The organism is Secundilactobacillus paracollinoides DSM 15502 = JCM 11969, assembly GCF_001311135.1.
In the GTDB taxonomy this organism is placed as follows: domain Bacteria; phylum Bacillota; class Bacilli; order Lactobacillales; family Lactobacillaceae; genus Secundilactobacillus; species Secundilactobacillus paracollinoides.
The window spans coordinates 1-15,165 of sequence record NZ_BBAG01000061.1 but is presented as its reverse complement, the minus strand read 5'-3'; the positions used below and the strand labels follow the sequence as shown (position 1 = coordinate 15,165).

Sequence of the window (15,165 nt, the reverse complement as noted above, 5' to 3'; positions counted from 1 at the left end):
CTCCGGAGCTATTGAATTTCTTAGCAGAAATTCAAGGATCTCCTACGTCTCCCGTGTTTGTAACCGACCAAAGAACGGTCGCTAACAACCACCGACACCACAGCCTGCAGGGCCGAACGGCTCCACTACGCTAAGATACCTGTATTATTCAGCATTGACGATAACTCATCATGGCGTTGCCGTGACAGCTTTCAATTAATCACTATCGTTATCTGAAACATTGCATAAAGCATTGCTATCAAATGGCTTACTAGCAGTTGAGGGCGGATTCTCCTCGAACTCGGTTTAACGCCATTGCGTTGCTTAACTAATTTATGCAACAAGTTCAACGTCAGTGGAAGTGGAATGGAGCGATTTGGCACGGAGTTGTGGTGTCGATATCACTTGGTGGGCGCGATCTTCGGCCACCTAGTGATATGCGAGTCGAATGAGATCCACTCGAGAGCTGCGCAGCAGAAATCGAGTTAGCTCATTAGCGAGCCACCACTGCGGAGTGCCAAATCGCGCAATGCAACGAATTTCAAAACGCTAATCTGCGAACCGTGATTCAACAGCCCGAGCATGGGCTTCCAACCCCTCAACACGTGCCAAAGTCGTAATGGCCTTTTCTTCCTTTTTCAGAGCAGCCTTACTATAGGTGACAAATTGAATGCGTTTAACGAAGTCGGAAACGCCAAGGGGAGAGAAGAACCGTGCTGTACCGCCAGTTGGCAGGATGTGGTTTGGACCGGCAACGTAATCGCCGACGGGTTCTGAAGCGTTGAAGCCAAGGAAGACGGAGCCGGCATTTTGAATTTGGTTGAGATATTGCATGGCGTCAGCAAGTTCGATCTCCAAGTGTTCTGGAGAAATGGCGTTCATGACGGTAAAGGCTTCATCCAGGGTGTCCGTAACGGCAATGAACCCTTTATTTTCAACGGAAGCACTCGCAATTTCTTCACGGGGCAACGTTTTGAGTTGTTCATCAATTTGGTCGGAAACAGCTTGAGCAAATGATTCGCTTGGTGTGACCATCATTGGCCGCGAGAGCTTATCATGTTCAGCTTGAGATAACAGGTCAGCCGCCACTTCACGGGGGTTGGCGCTGTCGTCAGCAATGACGCCGATTTCGGAAGGGCCGGCAATCATATCAATGTCGACTTGCCCGAAAACTTGTTTCTTGGCCACAGCAACGAAGATGTTCCCAGGGCCAGTGATTTTATCGACGCGGGGAATGCTTTGCGTCCCATAAGCTAACGCGGCAATGGCTTGCGCACCACCGACTTGGTAAACTTCGTCGATGCCGGCAATTTTAGCAGCGGTTAAAACGGCTTGGCCGATACCATTCTTTTGGGGTGGTGTGACCATGACAATTTTGGAAACCCCAGCGAGTTTAGCGGGAATCACGTTCATCAAGATCGATGATGGGTAAGCGGCAGTCCCACCGGGAACGTATAACCCGACAGCGGCTAATGGTGTGATTTTCTCGCCACGAACAACGCCGGGTTGTTCTGCATCAACGAAGCCGTTTTGAATTTCCTTTTTGTGGTAGCTGACAATGTTGTTCTTGGCGAGATTCAACGCATCGATTAAATCCTGATCAGCATTTTCGTACGCGGCATCAATATCGCTTTGCGGCACGCGCAGGTCAGTGAGTTCAACCTTGTCGAATTTGCGGCTGTAGTCGCGTAGCGCGTCATCGCCATTTTGAATGACATTACTGATGATACCGGCAACCGTTGCTTCAACTTCTGGTTGGTTAGCCTGCTGGTCAGTTTGACGGTCAACTTGTTCAAGTAATTGGTCTAACGTTTGGTTTTTCAAAATTTTCATATGGCTACACTCCTAAATTTTTTTGGGCTTCTTGCAACTTGTTAATGACGGTTTTAATTTCCGGCCGGTACTGTTTCACAGCCAGTCGATTGACAACTAATTTGGTGCTGACGGGTTGGAGTTCGGCGTAAACGTGCAGGTCGTTCTCCTTCAACGTTGTGCCTGTCTCCGTGATGTCGACGATGGCGTCGGCCAAACCGATAAGCGGCGCCAACTCCACCGAGCCCTCGATCTTAATGATCTCAACATCTTCGCCGATACTTTGAAAGTACCGCTTGGTGATGTTCGGGTACTTCGTGGCAATGATCTTGCGCCGAACCTGCTGGGGATTGAAATCCCGGGTGGACGCAAGGACGAAACGGCACTTACCGACCCCCATGTCTAACATCGCGTATTGCGGGTTATTCTGTTCGGCAAGGATATCGCTGCCAACAATCCCAATATGGACGGAACTGTTGTTGAGATACGTCAGAACATCGGGTCCCTTGACCAAAATGATTTGGAAATTCGGGTCTTCGTTGAAAATCAACCGCCGGCCCTTATTGCGAACGCCGCTGCAGTCGATGCCGCTGGCTTCAAGCAGTGGCACGACCTGCTGTTCAACACGGCCCTTGGTTAGGGCAATTTTAATGGTCATGGTGCTCACCTGCCTTCCGTTAGATCAATGAGGGTGCGATTGGTGCTGGTCGCGATCTGGCCGGCTTCTTCGCGGCTGTCAGCCAAACACAACGTGCTGTTGGGTGTGTCATTCAGCGTGGCTTCAGCTAACTGCCACTGGTCAGTATCGAAGTAGATCAAGGTCTGGTCGGCAGAAGCTGGTTCCGGCATCCGGTCAACCAATGCATCCGTATCAAACGCCAACCCAACCGCGGGTTCTTTGACCTGTTGGAAACTGGTCAGCAGTTCGTCATACCGGCCGCCGCTAAAGAGGTAGTCGCTGGAATTTTGGGTGTACCCCTGAAACGCCATGCCCGTGTAGTAACTCTGCGGGGACGGAATGCTGAGGTCGAGGAAGACTTCCTGGTCTGGCGCCTGCGTTTTGATAAAGCCAGCCGTTTGTTTCAAATTACTGATGACCGGTACAAGCGCGGCAATGTCTGGTAACGTGTCCACGACTTGAATAACATCGTTGAACGATCCAAACAGCCACGGCCATTCGTTGAGGAACGGCTCAAATGCGGTGTCTGCCAGTGGTTTGCAAAGTTGCTTATACCGGCTAAGGTCCTTAGCGAACAAGGCTTGCTTCAAGGCGTTCTTGGTTGGTTCGGGGATGGGCAACGCGGCAAGGACGGCATCCGTGAAGCGTGCATCGCCAAGTTCCAGCGTCCAGTCGGTAATGCCGGCTGCTGCGACGCCTTCCAGCGCAATTTTTAAACATTCCCACTCACCTTTGAGACTCGCATAACCCACAAGCTCAATGCCGGCTTGCGTGAGTTGGTTGTAACTGCCGGAAAGTTGCTTTTTGACCCGAAACACATCGCCGCTGTAATACCATTTTGCGGGCAACTCAACGCCGGTGGTACTCATGACCCGCGCGACTGGCAGTGTCAGGTCAGGGCGTAAAACCAATGCTTCCCCCTGTTCGTCCAACAGCTGATACGGCCGATAATTGGTGAGGTTCAGCGGTTTGAACACATCCGCATATTCGAGAATCGGTGTGGTTAGTTTGGAAAAGCCGCGCCGTTTAAAGATGGCGAATAAATTCGCAGTGATGGCTTCTTTCATTTCAGCACGAACGCCAAATTCATCGCGGGTGCCGCTTGGTAAATTACGGTTCTTCATCGTCTCACTCCATTTCCTGAAACTAAAAAAATCCCCGTAAGCTAATTAAAGCTTACGAGGACGATCGAGTCGTGGTTCCACCTCATTTTGTTGCTACCTCACGATAGACAACCTTACGTTGCCACCTGCTAGTCGTCGCTAAGGCGAGAACAGCTAGGGGCAACCCTGATAACGCTAAACATGCGTACCGGCTTACTCAAGTTCAGCCGGTCAGTTCATAGACGTGGTTTCATCAATCACCGTGGCTCGGATCCCATCATCCCAAACTCGCTTTACACGATGCGTTGATTACTTGTTCTAATCACAACTTTATTTTGTCATTTAGTTTTAATGTATGAATAAAATATACCCCGTTTTTTCAGGAAGTCAACCCTAATTTAAAATTAATTGGCTACTAGCTGTTGCGCAATGAGCGTATGGTACCCGTGACCTACCTCTTTAACACTGTGCGCATCACTGCCATAAATTAGCGGTATATTAAGGCTGGTGGCACGTTTCAATATTTCAAAGTCTGGGTAAGTTTCATTACAAAATTCTTTGTACAATCCCGCAGCATTGTAATCCAGCTGTCTGTGTTGATTATGAATATTCTCTAATAAAGTATCGACAACCTTAAGTGTTTCTGTCGTGTAAGTCAGAGGTAAGTGGAAATAGTCCTGAAATTTTTTAATCAGGGTGATGTGCCCGATTCTTTGGGGCGCATTGGGTCCCAAATCAGTTATGATTGCTTGATTCAGCGCCTTAAAATATTGTTGGTAGAGTTTCTGCCCATCAGGCTGATGTTGCAAGAGTCCCTTTTTAAAATCAGGCATTGTATCATCTACACACCAAAACTTGTCGTCCGTGCCACGCATGAAGTGCACGGAGAGAATATTTTCATCTGTCTGTGGCCCATAGCTTGCTAAAAAGCCACGCAGCCAGTCTTCATAGCCGGCCAGGAAATCAATTTCAAACCCGATTTTAATGGCTAGATCAGCACCGTATTTGGCCTGCATTTGGTGACATTTCTTAAAGTAAGCGGGCAGGTCACTCATTGTCATCGATGCCTCAGTTAGGCCTGTTTCTTCACCAGCATACTCACTGGAAAAGGCATCGGGTAGTGGCGCATGTTCGGTAATACAATATTCTTTGAACCCCAATTGAATCGCTTTTTGAATCATCAATTCAACATCATCACCACTGCCATGCGGGCAAAACTCCGTGTGCGAATGGCCTTCCTTTTTGATCATATGGCACCTCATTTCAGTCGATCTGCGTTATCCAACAAACAATTTGGTATAATAACCCTATTAAGTTCTCATTTATTTTTCATATTACCCTGTCAAAGGAGGTCAGTCCAGTCTATGTTTAACGATAATCGGATCACGGTTGCGAAAGATATTGTGCCAGATCCGGGATTTACCAACCTGCAGACCATCGATGACAGCATTATTGTTGATCTCAAATATGCCACGACGGACAACTTCACCGGCCAAATGATTTATGACTTCAAGACCGCGGTTGCGCGTACTGGTACCGCCAAAAAATTAGGTATTGCTGCGCAACTCTTACGCGCTCAAGGCTACCGAATCAAAATTTGGGATGCTTACCGGCCCACCATTGCGCAAGAAAAACTCTTTTCAGTATGCCCCGACCCCATGTGGGTAGCGCCGCCAAATCCAAATTATAGTCATGAAAAAGGGGTCACGTTTGACCTGACACTAACCGACCTCGACGGCAATGAGTTACCGATGCAAAGCGGCTTTGACGACTTTTCAGACCGTGCGAAACTCAGCTATCAGCGCACTGACGAACAAGACCGGTATTACCGGCTGCTGCTTGACGTCATGACGAAGGCCGATTTTCACGGATATGAAAACGAGTGGTGGGACTACCAGGACAACGATGCAGAGGCATATGGGCCAAAACAGGTTGACCCTAATGATTATGCAGAGTAGCTAACGCTGTGTTGTTATTTTACAACGATTCGTTATATTAGTATCCTGTCATGAAGCAATACACAAAAATTTTCAGAATTGGAGACGATCCACATGGGACTTACCCACCCCTTTCTTGACCCTGTCAGCACCACAAAACCAGGGTCAAAGAATCTCATTACCGATGTGCCTGGCGTCACCGTTGGCCAGGTTACTTATCAAGACGGGACTCATAACACGGGCGTCACGGTCATTAAACCAACGCCAGACAACGTTTTTCAAAATAAGGTGCCAGCCGCCGCTCACGTCATCAACGGCTTTGGAAAAAGTACGGGCCTCGTTCAAGTCCAAGAACTCGGCACATTAGAAACCCCCATTGTCCTGACAAACACGTTTGCTGTGGGAACGGCCGAAACTGCGTTAGTAAAGGCGCTGATGGCGGATAACCCGGATATCGGCGTCACAACTGGCACGGTTAATCCAGTCATTATGGAATGTAATGATGGTGACATTAATGCGATCCGCGACATTTTTGTCACTGAAGCCGATGTCACCCAAGCACTCGCAACGACCAGCACAAGCTTTGAGGAAGGTACGGTCGGTGCTGGCGTTGGCATGAGCTGCTACGACCTCAAAGGCGGCATTGGCTCAGCCTCCCGCGTGATCAACATCGACGGCAAGCCGTTTACCATGGGCGCCCTTGTCCTCTCAAACTACGGTTTTCTACGCGACCTCAATATTTATAATGAACCAGTGGGCGCCAAGCTCGCGGCATTACAAGATGCCGAAAAAGCCAAAGAAAATGGGAGTATCATCACGATCATCGCGACAGATATTCCCTTTAATTCTCGACAGCTCACCCGAATCAGTAAACGGGCGAGCGTAGGCATTACACGGACAGGTGCGTTTATCGGTAACGGCAGCGGCGAGATCGTCCTCGCATTTTCAACAGCAAACCGAATCAGCCACTACCCGAAAACGGAATTGACCACTCAGGCCGCCATCAGCGACGACAAGTTTGACCGCTACTTTCGCATGACGGTCAGTGTCGTTGAGGAAGCTATCCTCAGTGTGTTAACACACGCCACCACTGTGACTGACCGGAAAGGCCAACCGCGACAGAGTCTCCGCGATGCCATTGACCACTATCTGACCGTCACACCCGACGCTGCACTAGAGCGGCTCAAACAACAGCTCGGTATTTAAAGTAATTCTACGGCCCAGTGGCGCGCGTTATAGGCTTTTTCAAACCGCGCCACCGGCAACCAATAAGCGCCATCAATTGGATCCGACACGTGTAGCAGCTCGCCACAACGCCCATCCAGCAACACGGCATGGTTGTTACTCAGGGCACGGCCAAAAGCGTAGTCATCTGAAACAGGTGTTTCAAATCCCACTGTCACATAGGTGACGATGGGATTTTTTTCTGTCAGCATGTCCTTCAGTTGGGCCGTATCAGCACCACTTACGTTCCGGGCGCGACCATACCGGTTTGCCCATTTCGTTAAGGGTTCTGGAAAAATTGCTTCAAACCGGCCAGCAACATCATCCGCTGGGTCACCGCCAAACCCGTGGTACGGGTTGTAGTCCGCAGCAATCGGCATCTCAGCTAGAAAGGCACCGTAGTCTAACGTCGCGGCTTCAGCTTTCCAATGGAGCCCCATGAGAAGTGCTGCTGGTTCACAGCCGTTGGGCATGCCGCAGAATAACTGATTGATATTTTCAGCGCCTAACATCATATAATCGTTAATGGCAACCGGTGAATTATCAGAAAGCAACACAACGTTAGTTTTTGCAACGTACTGTTTGTTTTCAATTTGGATAAAATGCTGTCCCAATTCATCCACGACTTCACCGATGATGGTCCGTAAACTGCCAGCTGCCAGCCGATCGACGACTTGTTCTGCGTCATTAAATACTTGGGCTCCCGTCGGCGTCACAACTTGCAAATAAGAGGCAGTCGTTGGGCGAGACGTTACGACCATGGGTTGCCCCACAATGTGGCAGGCGTCTTGAAGGATTAGATCCCCGTTAGTCGTTTCAAAATAGCGGGCATCCGTGGCTGTCACATCGGCCTGAATAGCCACCGTTTGTTTGAACGCATACTGATTGCCAAAATCGCCGGCAGTGCTAACGCCTCGCACGCCACCGAGTTGACTGACAATAATTGTTTGCGCCGTTAGCGGCCGGCTGACTGTGATGTTCGGCACGAAAACAAGGTCCTCTAGTGGGACCAGCCCCAGTCGCGTTTGCGCCCATTCCTGGTGATTATCAGTCATGATCTGAGTAATCGTCACAAGGTCCTGAAAGCTTAACATATCAATCAGCGCTCCGGTGTTATCAACGAGTCGAGTGCCATTTTGATTGCCGACAATTGCGCGTTGATGATCGATTGCTTGCGTTATTTTCATCGGTTTGCCTCCACATCATCAATTACGGCCTGTGCCATTTTGACACTCTGATCATTAAATAACTTTGGTAAGTTGTCCAAATCAAAATACTTCACCTGCTGCGTTTCATTTGTCACGTGATCCAGTTCATGACCACCAATGACCTTCACAAGGTACAGCGCGGTGATCAGCTGTGTCTGGTCACCATTGGGATAGGTGTAAAAATCCTTATCAAAGAGCTTGAGCAACCGAACCGGTTCAACTTGAAGCCCCGCATCCTCTAAATATTCGCGCCGGCAAGTGTCCTCAAACGACTCGCCAAACTCCATGTAACCGCCGGGAAAACTCCAGTCACCTGTATCAGTGCGTTCCTGCAGCAATAACTGCTGTTGATCATTAAGAACTTCGCCAGCAGCGGTGTTGAGAATGAGGGGCCGGTGCCCGACCAACTGCCGTACTTCATGAATGTAATCTGCCATCTTGGTCATCCTTCCGATTTGGTTTTAGGTTAGGTTTATTATAGCAGAGTGTGTAGCAAGGCGGGTTAGGCAGAATGTTAGGTGATAGTCCGCTGCATTCCGCAATTTGGCACTCCGTGTGGTGGCTCGCGACTGAGCTAACTCGATTTCTGCTGCGCAGCTCTCGAGTGGATCTCAGTCGTCTCGCACATAGTAACCGACCACAATACGGTTGCTAACTGATGTCGACACCACAGCTCCGTGCCAAATTGCTCCATTCCACTGACGTTGCGCTACCCTTTTATCACTAGTTAAGCATCACAATAGCTTTAAAACTAGTTCGTAGAGAATCCGCCCTCGACTGCTAATAAGGCTATTAACAGCATTGCTTCTCATGAGGTGCTAGTCACCAGTAACGATTAAATTAGAAAGTTCATGATATACCTTATGCCGACCACTGCCAGAATCATAGCGTAGTGGAAACGTGTCCGCAGGTCCGAACGGTGGAACGAAGCAACATTAAAGCGTTACTTTGAATCACCCAACAATGGACAGACACCTTGCGAAAAACGTTTCGACAATAAGACCCAAAACCACGGCGCCAAACAAATCTCAGAACTAAAATCCTCACAATCTTATCAAAAAGTGAACCTCCAAAATTTCTTCTCTAAGGATGCCTGCCTAAAACGATTACATAGTAAAAATATCTACCCCCCTCCTAAAAAATCATCAGTCAGCAACCTCCATCTCCGTTTTAAACTGATACCCAAATCCGCGCACAGTCACCAAATAAGCCGGCATCTTAGCGTCTAACTCAATCAATTTGCGCAGTTTGCTAATGTGAGAATCAATCGCCCGCATCGTCGCATCGCGGCGATTATGCCACACACCTTCTGCAATTTGGCCGCGGGTCAGGACGACGTTTGCGTTCTGGACGAAGAACACTAGCAACCTAAACTCCAGTGGCCCCATCTCTAATCGTTTGCCGCCTGCTGTCACCTGATAGTGTTGAAAATCGATCATGAGTCGCCCAACTTGCAGCGTCTGCGTTGGAATCGACGCGATCCGTTCACGGTGCGTTGCCGACCAAATTTTCTGACTAATTCGCGCCCGCAATTCGGAATCGGTCATCAGGCAGTCTAAAACGTCATCAAAATGCAGATTTTCAAGCAGTGTGCAAGCAAGTGCCGACCCAGCCTGATGGTAGCCGATCGCCAGCAGCGGACCGCTGAACTGCTGGCGGAGTAATTCCAGGTTTGCCCGCTGGTTTGCAACGAGCACTTGGTGTTGAATATCAAAGATGATCATGGTCTGGTCATAACGACTGAGTAAAAATTCTGGTGGTAGACTTGGCGCTTCAATCAGTTTCCAATCGCCGATCAACCGGCTTAAACGCGCCGCTAGATTAGCGTTTTCAGTCACTAATAAGATGCTGCGAGTCATGGTGGCACCTCCTATTATTTTTGGCTACCCTTATTTATGGCACAAATTTCCGAAATAAAATACCCCCTTTACATAAACGTTACAAGAACCATACAGTATCTTTACATTGGCGATTTATACTAAGTTTGTGGTTAGGAACAAACCACGACGTTACTATCATTGAAGCCACTATTTAAAAGGAGCGTTCTACTTATGAAGAACAAAGTCATTGCGTCCACCATCGTTACCATGGGTCTCGTTGGCCTGCTATTAGGCGGCTGCAGTTCAAGCAGCAACAGTAAGTCAAAGTCGTCTAGCACAAGCACCTCAGCCAAAACAACCAAGGTCACGGCAGTCGGATCAACGGCGTTACAACCCCTCGTCGAACAAGCCGCAACTGATTATCAAAAGGATCATAAAGACACCACTTTGACCGTTCAAGGCGGCGGGTCAGGGACTGGTCTCAGTCAGGTTCAGCAGGGTGCCGTGCAAATCGGAAACTCTGATATCTTTGCTGAACAGCAGTCAGGTGTTAAGGCTAAGAAACTGGTCGATCACCAAGTTGCCGTTGTCGGAATGGCACCCGTGGTCAATAAAAAAGTCGACGTCACAAACTTATCCATGGCACAACTCCGCGATATCTTTACCGGTAAGATCAAGAACTGGAAGGAAGTCGGCGGTCAAGACCAAAAAATCACTGTCATTAACCGTGCTCAGGGAAGTGGCACCCGTGCAACCTTTGAAGCGGCTGTTTTGAAGGGTGAAAAAGCAATCACTTCTCAAGAACAGGATTCAAACGGTACGGTGCAAAAATTAGTGACCTCAACTCCTGGTGCTATTAGCTACCTGGCCTTTTCCTACATCAAACCTGATATTCAGGCAGTTGGTATCGACCACGTGAAACCGACTGATGCCAACGTGACTACTAACAAATGGAAGATCTGGTCATATGAACACATGTACACGAAGGGCCAACCAAATAAACAAACGGCCCAATTTCTGAAGTACATGCTCACCACTAAAATTCAAAAAGGGCTCGTCAAGAACCTTGGGTACATTAACATGCAATCCATGAAGGTCACGAAAAACGCGCAAAACGTTGTGTCCGCAAAATAAGTTGGTTGAACACTAATTGAGGATTCCAGGCCGCGGCAGTCGTTGCCTAGGACCCTCTCTTTTATTTGGAGGCGTTTTATGGATCTTACCTCACCCTCAAAGGCCACACATGAAGACCGTCGTGGCCGACTGATCAGCTATGGCTGTATCGGCATCATCACCATTCTAGTTGTCAGTATCCTCTACTTTATTGCCTCACGCGGACTGGCGACCTTTTTTCAAGATCACGTTGACCTTTGGCAATTTATCTCAGGCACCCAGTGGAACCCCAGCGTCTTAGACAAGGCCGGACATCCGCAAGTAGGCGCGTTGCCCATGATCACCACCTCGTTTATGGTCACCCTGTTATCAGCCATTGTGGCCACGCCTTTCGCCATTGCGGCAGCCCTATTCATGACAGAAATTGCCCCGCAACGCGGCAGCAAGATCCTGCAACCCGTCATGGAACTGCTCGTCGGCATTCCCTCCGTGGTTTACGGGTTCATTGGCTTAACTGTTATCGTCCCCATTATTCGCACCCTGTTCGGTGGCACTGGGGTGGGGATTCTCGCCGGCACTAGTGTGCTTTTTGTTATGATTTTGCCCACGGTAACTTCCCTCTCAGTTGATGCGTTAAATGCTGTCCCATCACATTTGCGCTCCGCATCGCTTGCACTGGGTGCCACCCGGTGGCAGACCATCTATAAAGTCATTTTACGCGCCGCAACACCCAGACTGCTCACCGCTATCATTTTTGGGATGGCCCGGGCCTTTGGTGAGGCGCTCGCCGTCCAAATGGTGATTGGAAACGCCGTATTGATGCCTCACGGACTCGTGTCAGCCACGTCGACTTTAACGAGTCAGCTGACGACCCAAATCGGTAACACCGTGATGGGCACCCTACCCAACAACGCGCTATGGTCACTGGCATTAATTCTGCTGCTCATGTCGCTCGTCTTTAACCTGCTCATCCGGTTTATCGGGAAACGGGGGCGTTTTAATCCATGACACCACAACGAACAAATCGTGTTGCCACCCTGTTGATCAACTCAATGGTCGTCTTTGTAATCTTAATCCTCGTCTTTTTAGTCGGCGATATCTTAACGATCGGCTTGCCCCATGTCACCTGGCATTTGCTGACTTCACCCTCGCAGTCCTTTGCGGCGGGCGGCGGCATTCGAGACCAATTGTTTAACTCCTGCTACTTGCTGGTGTTGACACTGGTCATTTCGTTTCCCCTGGCCTTAGGAGCAGCTATCTATCTGGCAGAGTATGCTGCAGACAACTGGCTGACAGACCTCATTCGAACCGCCATCGAAGTCCTGAGTTCATTGCCGTCAGTGGTCGTTGGCTTGTTTGGCTACTTGCTCTTCGTGATCCAATTTCACTTTGGCTTCTCAATCCTTTCCGGCGCAATTGCCCTGACCTTTTTCAATTTACCGCTTTTGATTCGCAGCATTGAAGGGTCACTGAACGCAGTCCCGACCAGTCAACATGAAGCAGGTGTCTCACTGGGACTCTCCAACTGGCGAACGATCAAGGGCATCATTCTCCCAGCAGCGCTGCCCGGGATCCTGACCGGTATCATTTTAAGCGCCGGCCGCGTATTTGGTGAAGCATCCGCGTTGATCTACACGGCAGGGCAAAGTGCGCCGATCGTGAGTTACACCAACTGGAATCCTCTGAGCGCAGACAGTTTTTTGAACCCAATGCGCCCCGCTGAAACGCTTGCTGTGCATATCTGGAAAGTGAATACGGAAGGTGTTACACCGGATGCGCTCACGATTTCTAGCGGTGCTTCAGCGGTTTTGATCATCGTGCTCCTCATTGTCAATCTGAGTGCACGCGCGCTTGGCACCCATCTCTACCGGAAAATGACCGGACATAAGTGAGGTAATCTATGCAAAACACGGACTTTTCTCAAACCTACCTGATGGCGCCAGACCTACCATCAGCAATCACGACTGAAGACCTGCAAGTTTTCTACGGCAACAACCATGCCATGCACGACGCGACGTTACAGTTTCCGGAAAATCGTATCACCGCACTGATCGGCGCCTCAGGATCCGGTAAATCCACATTTCTCAGAAGTTTAAACCGCATGAACGATGATGTGGCAACCGTTACGGGAAAAATTATGTATCATGACACCGATATCAATGCGAAAAATGTCAACGTTTATGCGGTTCGTCGGCACATCGATGGTGTTCCAACGGCCGAATCCCTTTGCGAAGTCCATCCGCGATAACATCACCTTTGCGCTCAAAGCTTATGGTATTCGCAATCAGGCGGAGTTAGATGAACGGATCGAAACTAGTTTAAAAGAAGCTGCGCTGTGGGATGAAGTGAAGGACACACTCGACCGGAGTGCGTTATCGCTGTCTGGCGGTCAGGCACAACGCCTCTGTCTAGCGCGGTCTTTGGCAGTTCAACCAGACGTTTTATTGCTGGATGAACCTGCCAGTGCCCTCGACCCGATTTCCACGGCAAAGATCGAAGCACCTTAATTAAATTGGCGGAACATTACACCATCATTATCGTGACCCATAACATGAAGCAGGCATCACGCATTAGTCAGTACACGGCGTTTTTCCATCTGGGTCACGTGCTGGAATTTGATACCACAAGTAACCTATTTCAAACGCCGCAACTGCCGATCACCCGCGACTATGTTACCGGCCACTTTGGCTAGAAAGGAGCGACAAATGACGACGCCCCTCTTATCCACAAAAAATGTCCACCTCTCATACGGTGACCACGAAGCATTGCATGGTATTTCATTAGACTATGAACCAACACGATCACTGCCCTGATCGGCCCCTCCGGTTGCGGCAAGTCGACCTATTTACGATGCCTCAACCGGATGAACGACATGATCGCCAATGTGACGATTACGGGAACCTTCAACTTTAAAGGTCAGGATCTGTACGCGCCAAACGCCAATTTAGTTGCCTTACGAACAAATCGGGATGGTATTTCAACAACCGAATCCCTTTCCGTTCTCGGTTCGAGAAAATGTCGCCTACGGATTACGTTTAAACGGCCGCCCAAGTCGAACAGCCATCGCAGAGAAGGTTGAATGGGCGCTCAAACAGGCTGCCGTGTGGGACGAAGTAAAGGATGATCTCGATAAAAACGCCCTGTCATTTTCCGGCGGTCAGCAGCAACGAATCTGCATCGCTCGGTTACTGGCGGTCTCACCTGACATCATCTTATTGGATGAGCCGACCAGTGCACTGGATCCAATCTCCAGCAGTGAGATTGAGGCCACATTGATGGCGCTAAAGAAGACGTACACGATCATCATCGTCACTCATAACCCGCAACAGGCATCACGTATCTCAGACCGTACCGCTTTTATGCTAAACGGCGACCTCGTTGAAGTTGGGGAGACAAACCAGTTTTTCCTAACGCCAGAGCAACAGGCCACCAGCGACTATCTCACCGGTAAATTTGGCTAGGAGGCCCCGTATGCAAACGCACTTTTTAGAAATGTTTCACACCCTGAACGACCACTTTACAGAAATGGGGCAACATGTGAATCAGCAGATCAACCGGGCAACTCAAGCCTTTGTCGATCATGACCAGGGAAAGGCCAACTTAGTCATCACCACTGATCAGCAGATCAACAAGGCTGAGGTTCAATTGGAAAAAGAAGCCCTCGAATTGATTGCCCTTCAGCAACCTTTTGCCGATAATTTTCGGGCCGTGATCTCCATCTTGAAAGCCAGTGCTGATCTAGAGCGTATCGGTGACCACGCCACTGGGATTGCCCGTGAAACGCTTCGTCTGAAATCCAGCGTTCGAAACGCTGACATTGAAAAGGCTGTGGCCGACCTCAGTGAACTCATTCGCAGCATGTTGGCCGACATCCTGGAGGCCACAGCCGAGCTCAACACAGAGCTCGCGATTTCGGTGGCCCATCAAGACCTTCAAGTAGACGAACAGTACGTTCGAATCCGCCACACGGTTTCAACTACCCTGCAGCAGGAACCCGACATGGCACAGGTAAGTTCAGGCTACCTGTTGGTCGTTAAGATTCTTGAACGAATTGGGGATCACATTGTGAACCTTGCTGAAGAGGTTGTTTATAATGTGGATGGCGAAATTGTTGAGTTGAATCTGGGCAAGACGCAACCTGAGTTGGTGCAGCAGGCACTGGATCAAAAATAGATTAACTGAAAACTAAAGCGATATCGTCGGCTTGGCGTTATCGATTTAGTTTTTTACATATGCTTGATGATTCAAATTAAATTGCAAATATCCAAATCACTACTATAATATTAAAGA

The 15,165-nt window shown here is 49.2% G+C and carries 13 protein-coding genes, 2 pseudogenes and 1 other annotated feature; of the genes and pseudogenes, 8 read left to right on the top strand and 7 right to left on the bottom strand.

Features of this window, described 5'->3' with window-relative positions; translation table 11 throughout:
* Positions 1-528: 528 nt before the first annotated feature.
* The 4 genes from hisD to hisJ all read right to left on the bottom strand — a co-directional run bounded on the left by hisD (position 529) and on the right by hisJ (position 4,823).
* On the bottom strand, positions 529-1,812 hold the full coding sequence (gene hisD, locus JCM11969_RS13940) for a histidinol dehydrogenase (protein ID WP_054712104.1): 1,284 nt from the start codon (positions 1,810-1,812) through the stop codon (positions 529-531).
* A gap of 4 nt (positions 1,813-1,816) precedes the next feature.
* A complete protein-coding gene (gene hisG, locus JCM11969_RS13935; protein WP_054712102.1) occupies positions 1,817-2,449 on the bottom strand; it encodes an ATP phosphoribosyltransferase in 633 nt (210 codons plus the stop codon).
* Between the two features lie 5 nt (positions 2,450-2,454).
* A complete protein-coding gene (locus JCM11969_RS13930) occupies positions 2,455-3,594 on the bottom strand; it encodes an ATP phosphoribosyltransferase regulatory subunit (protein WP_054712100.1) in 1,140 nt (379 codons plus the stop codon).
* A gap of 53 nt (positions 3,595-3,647) precedes the next feature.
* Positions 3,648-3,908 (bottom strand) — a binding site (T-box leader).
* 69 nt (positions 3,909-3,977) lie between these two features.
* Positions 3,978-4,823, bottom strand: coding sequence for a histidinol-phosphatase HisJ (hisJ, locus tag JCM11969_RS13925; RefSeq protein ID WP_225353321.1), 846 nt, complete (start codon positions 4,821-4,823; stop codon positions 3,978-3,980).
* A gap of 114 nt (positions 4,824-4,937) precedes the next feature.
* Between hisJ and JCM11969_RS13920 the strand changes: the two genes are divergently transcribed.
* Positions 4,938-5,531: a M15 family metallopeptidase gene (locus tag JCM11969_RS13920; RefSeq protein WP_054712096.1), complete on the top strand. Its 594-nt coding sequence runs from the start codon at positions 4,938-4,940 to the stop codon at positions 5,529-5,531.
* A gap of 93 nt (positions 5,532-5,624) precedes the next feature.
* A complete protein-coding gene (locus JCM11969_RS13915; RefSeq protein WP_054712095.1) occupies positions 5,625-6,716 on the top strand; it encodes a DmpA family aminopeptidase in 1,092 nt (363 codons plus the stop codon).
* Here the strand turns inward: JCM11969_RS13915 and JCM11969_RS19340 are convergent.
* The 3 genes from JCM11969_RS19340 to JCM11969_RS13900 form a co-directional block, all read right to left on the bottom strand.
* Positions 6,713-7,921 carry a C39 family peptidase gene (locus JCM11969_RS19340; protein WP_225353320.1) on the bottom strand — a complete coding sequence of 403 codons (1,209 nt, stop codon included), beginning with the start codon at positions 7,919-7,921 and terminating at the stop codon, positions 6,713-6,715. The genes JCM11969_RS13915 and JCM11969_RS19340 overlap by 4 nt on opposite strands.
* Positions 7,918-8,379, bottom strand: a complete 462-nt coding sequence (locus JCM11969_RS13905) for an NUDIX hydrolase (RefSeq protein WP_054712092.1) — start codon at positions 8,377-8,379, stop codon at positions 7,918-7,920. Before JCM11969_RS13905 ends, JCM11969_RS19340 begins: the two co-directional genes overlap by 4 nt.
* 708 nt (positions 8,380-9,087) lie before the next feature.
* Entirely contained in the window at positions 9,088-9,801 is a 714-nt protein-coding gene (locus tag JCM11969_RS13900; protein ID WP_054712090.1) for a winged helix-turn-helix domain-containing protein, read from the bottom strand.
* A gap of 192 nt (positions 9,802-9,993) precedes the next feature.
* Between JCM11969_RS13900 and JCM11969_RS13895 the strand changes: the two genes are divergently transcribed.
* From JCM11969_RS13895 to phoU, 6 genes and pseudogenes are all read left to right on the top strand, one after another.
* Positions 9,994-10,896, top strand: a complete 903-nt coding sequence (locus JCM11969_RS13895) for a phosphate ABC transporter substrate-binding protein PstS family protein (RefSeq protein WP_054712088.1) — start codon at positions 9,994-9,996, stop codon at positions 10,894-10,896.
* 78 nt (positions 10,897-10,974) lie between these two features.
* Entirely contained in the window at positions 10,975-11,883 is a 909-nt protein-coding gene (gene pstC / locus JCM11969_RS13890; protein ID WP_054712081.1) for a phosphate ABC transporter permease subunit PstC, read from the top strand.
* On the top strand, positions 11,880-12,767 hold the full coding sequence (pstA, locus tag JCM11969_RS13885) for a phosphate ABC transporter permease PstA (protein WP_054712078.1): 888 nt from the start codon (positions 11,880-11,882) through the stop codon (positions 12,765-12,767). Before pstC ends, pstA begins: the two co-directional genes overlap by 4 nt.
* An 8-nt stretch (positions 12,768-12,775) precedes the next feature.
* A pseudogene (pstB, locus tag JCM11969_RS13880) lies at positions 12,776-13,567 on the top strand (phosphate ABC transporter ATP-binding protein PstB).
* 13 nt (positions 13,568-13,580) lie between these two features.
* Positions 13,581-14,336, top strand: a pseudogene (gene pstB, locus JCM11969_RS13875) (phosphate ABC transporter ATP-binding protein PstB).
* 10 nt (positions 14,337-14,346) lie between these two features.
* A complete protein-coding gene (gene phoU, locus JCM11969_RS13870; protein ID WP_054712076.1) occupies positions 14,347-15,048 on the top strand; it encodes a phosphate signaling complex protein PhoU in 702 nt (233 codons plus the stop codon).
* Positions 15,049-15,165: the final 117 nt, after the last annotated feature.

What these genes read in the sequence shown, in the direction of transcription:
- JCM11969_RS13900 (WP_054712090.1), bottom strand. Translation starts at nt 9,801, where the DNA reads ATGACTCGCAGCATCTTATTAGTGACTGAAAACGCTAATCTAGCGGCG.
- JCM11969_RS13920 (WP_054712096.1), top strand. Translation starts at nt 4,938, where the DNA reads ATGTTTAACGATAATCGGATCACGGTTGCGAAAGATATTGTGCCAGAT.
- phoU (WP_054712076.1), top strand. Translation starts at nt 14,347, where the DNA reads ATGCAAACGCACTTTTTAGAAATGTTTCACACCCTGAACGACCACTTT.
- hisG (WP_054712102.1), bottom strand. Translation starts at nt 2,449, where the DNA reads ATGACCATTAAAATTGCCCTAACCAAGGGCCGTGTTGAACAGCAGGTC.
- hisJ (WP_225353321.1), bottom strand. Translation starts at nt 4,823, where the DNA reads ATGATCAAAAAGGAAGGCCATTCGCACACGGAGTTTTGCCCGCATGGC.
- JCM11969_RS13895 (WP_054712088.1), top strand. Translation starts at nt 9,994, where the DNA reads ATGAAGAACAAAGTCATTGCGTCCACCATCGTTACCATGGGTCTCGTT.
- JCM11969_RS19340 (WP_225353320.1), bottom strand. Translation starts at nt 7,921, where the DNA reads ATGAAAATAACGCAAGCAATCGATCATCAACGCGCAATTGTCGGCAAT.
- pstA (WP_054712078.1), top strand. Translation starts at nt 11,880, where the DNA reads ATGACACCACAACGAACAAATCGTGTTGCCACCCTGTTGATCAACTCA.
- hisD (WP_054712104.1), bottom strand. Translation starts at nt 1,812, where the DNA reads ATGAAAATTTTGAAAAACCAAACGTTAGACCAATTACTTGAACAAGTT.
- pstC (WP_054712081.1), top strand. Translation starts at nt 10,975, where the DNA reads ATGGATCTTACCTCACCCTCAAAGGCCACACATGAAGACCGTCGTGGC.
- JCM11969_RS13915 (WP_054712095.1), top strand. Translation starts at nt 5,625, where the DNA reads ATGGGACTTACCCACCCCTTTCTTGACCCTGTCAGCACCACAAAACCA.
- JCM11969_RS13905 (WP_054712092.1), bottom strand. Translation starts at nt 8,379, where the DNA reads ATGGCAGATTACATTCATGAAGTACGGCAGTTGGTCGGGCACCGGCCC.
- JCM11969_RS13930 (WP_054712100.1), bottom strand. Translation starts at nt 3,594, where the DNA reads ATGAAGAACCGTAATTTACCAAGCGGCACCCGCGATGAATTTGGCGTT.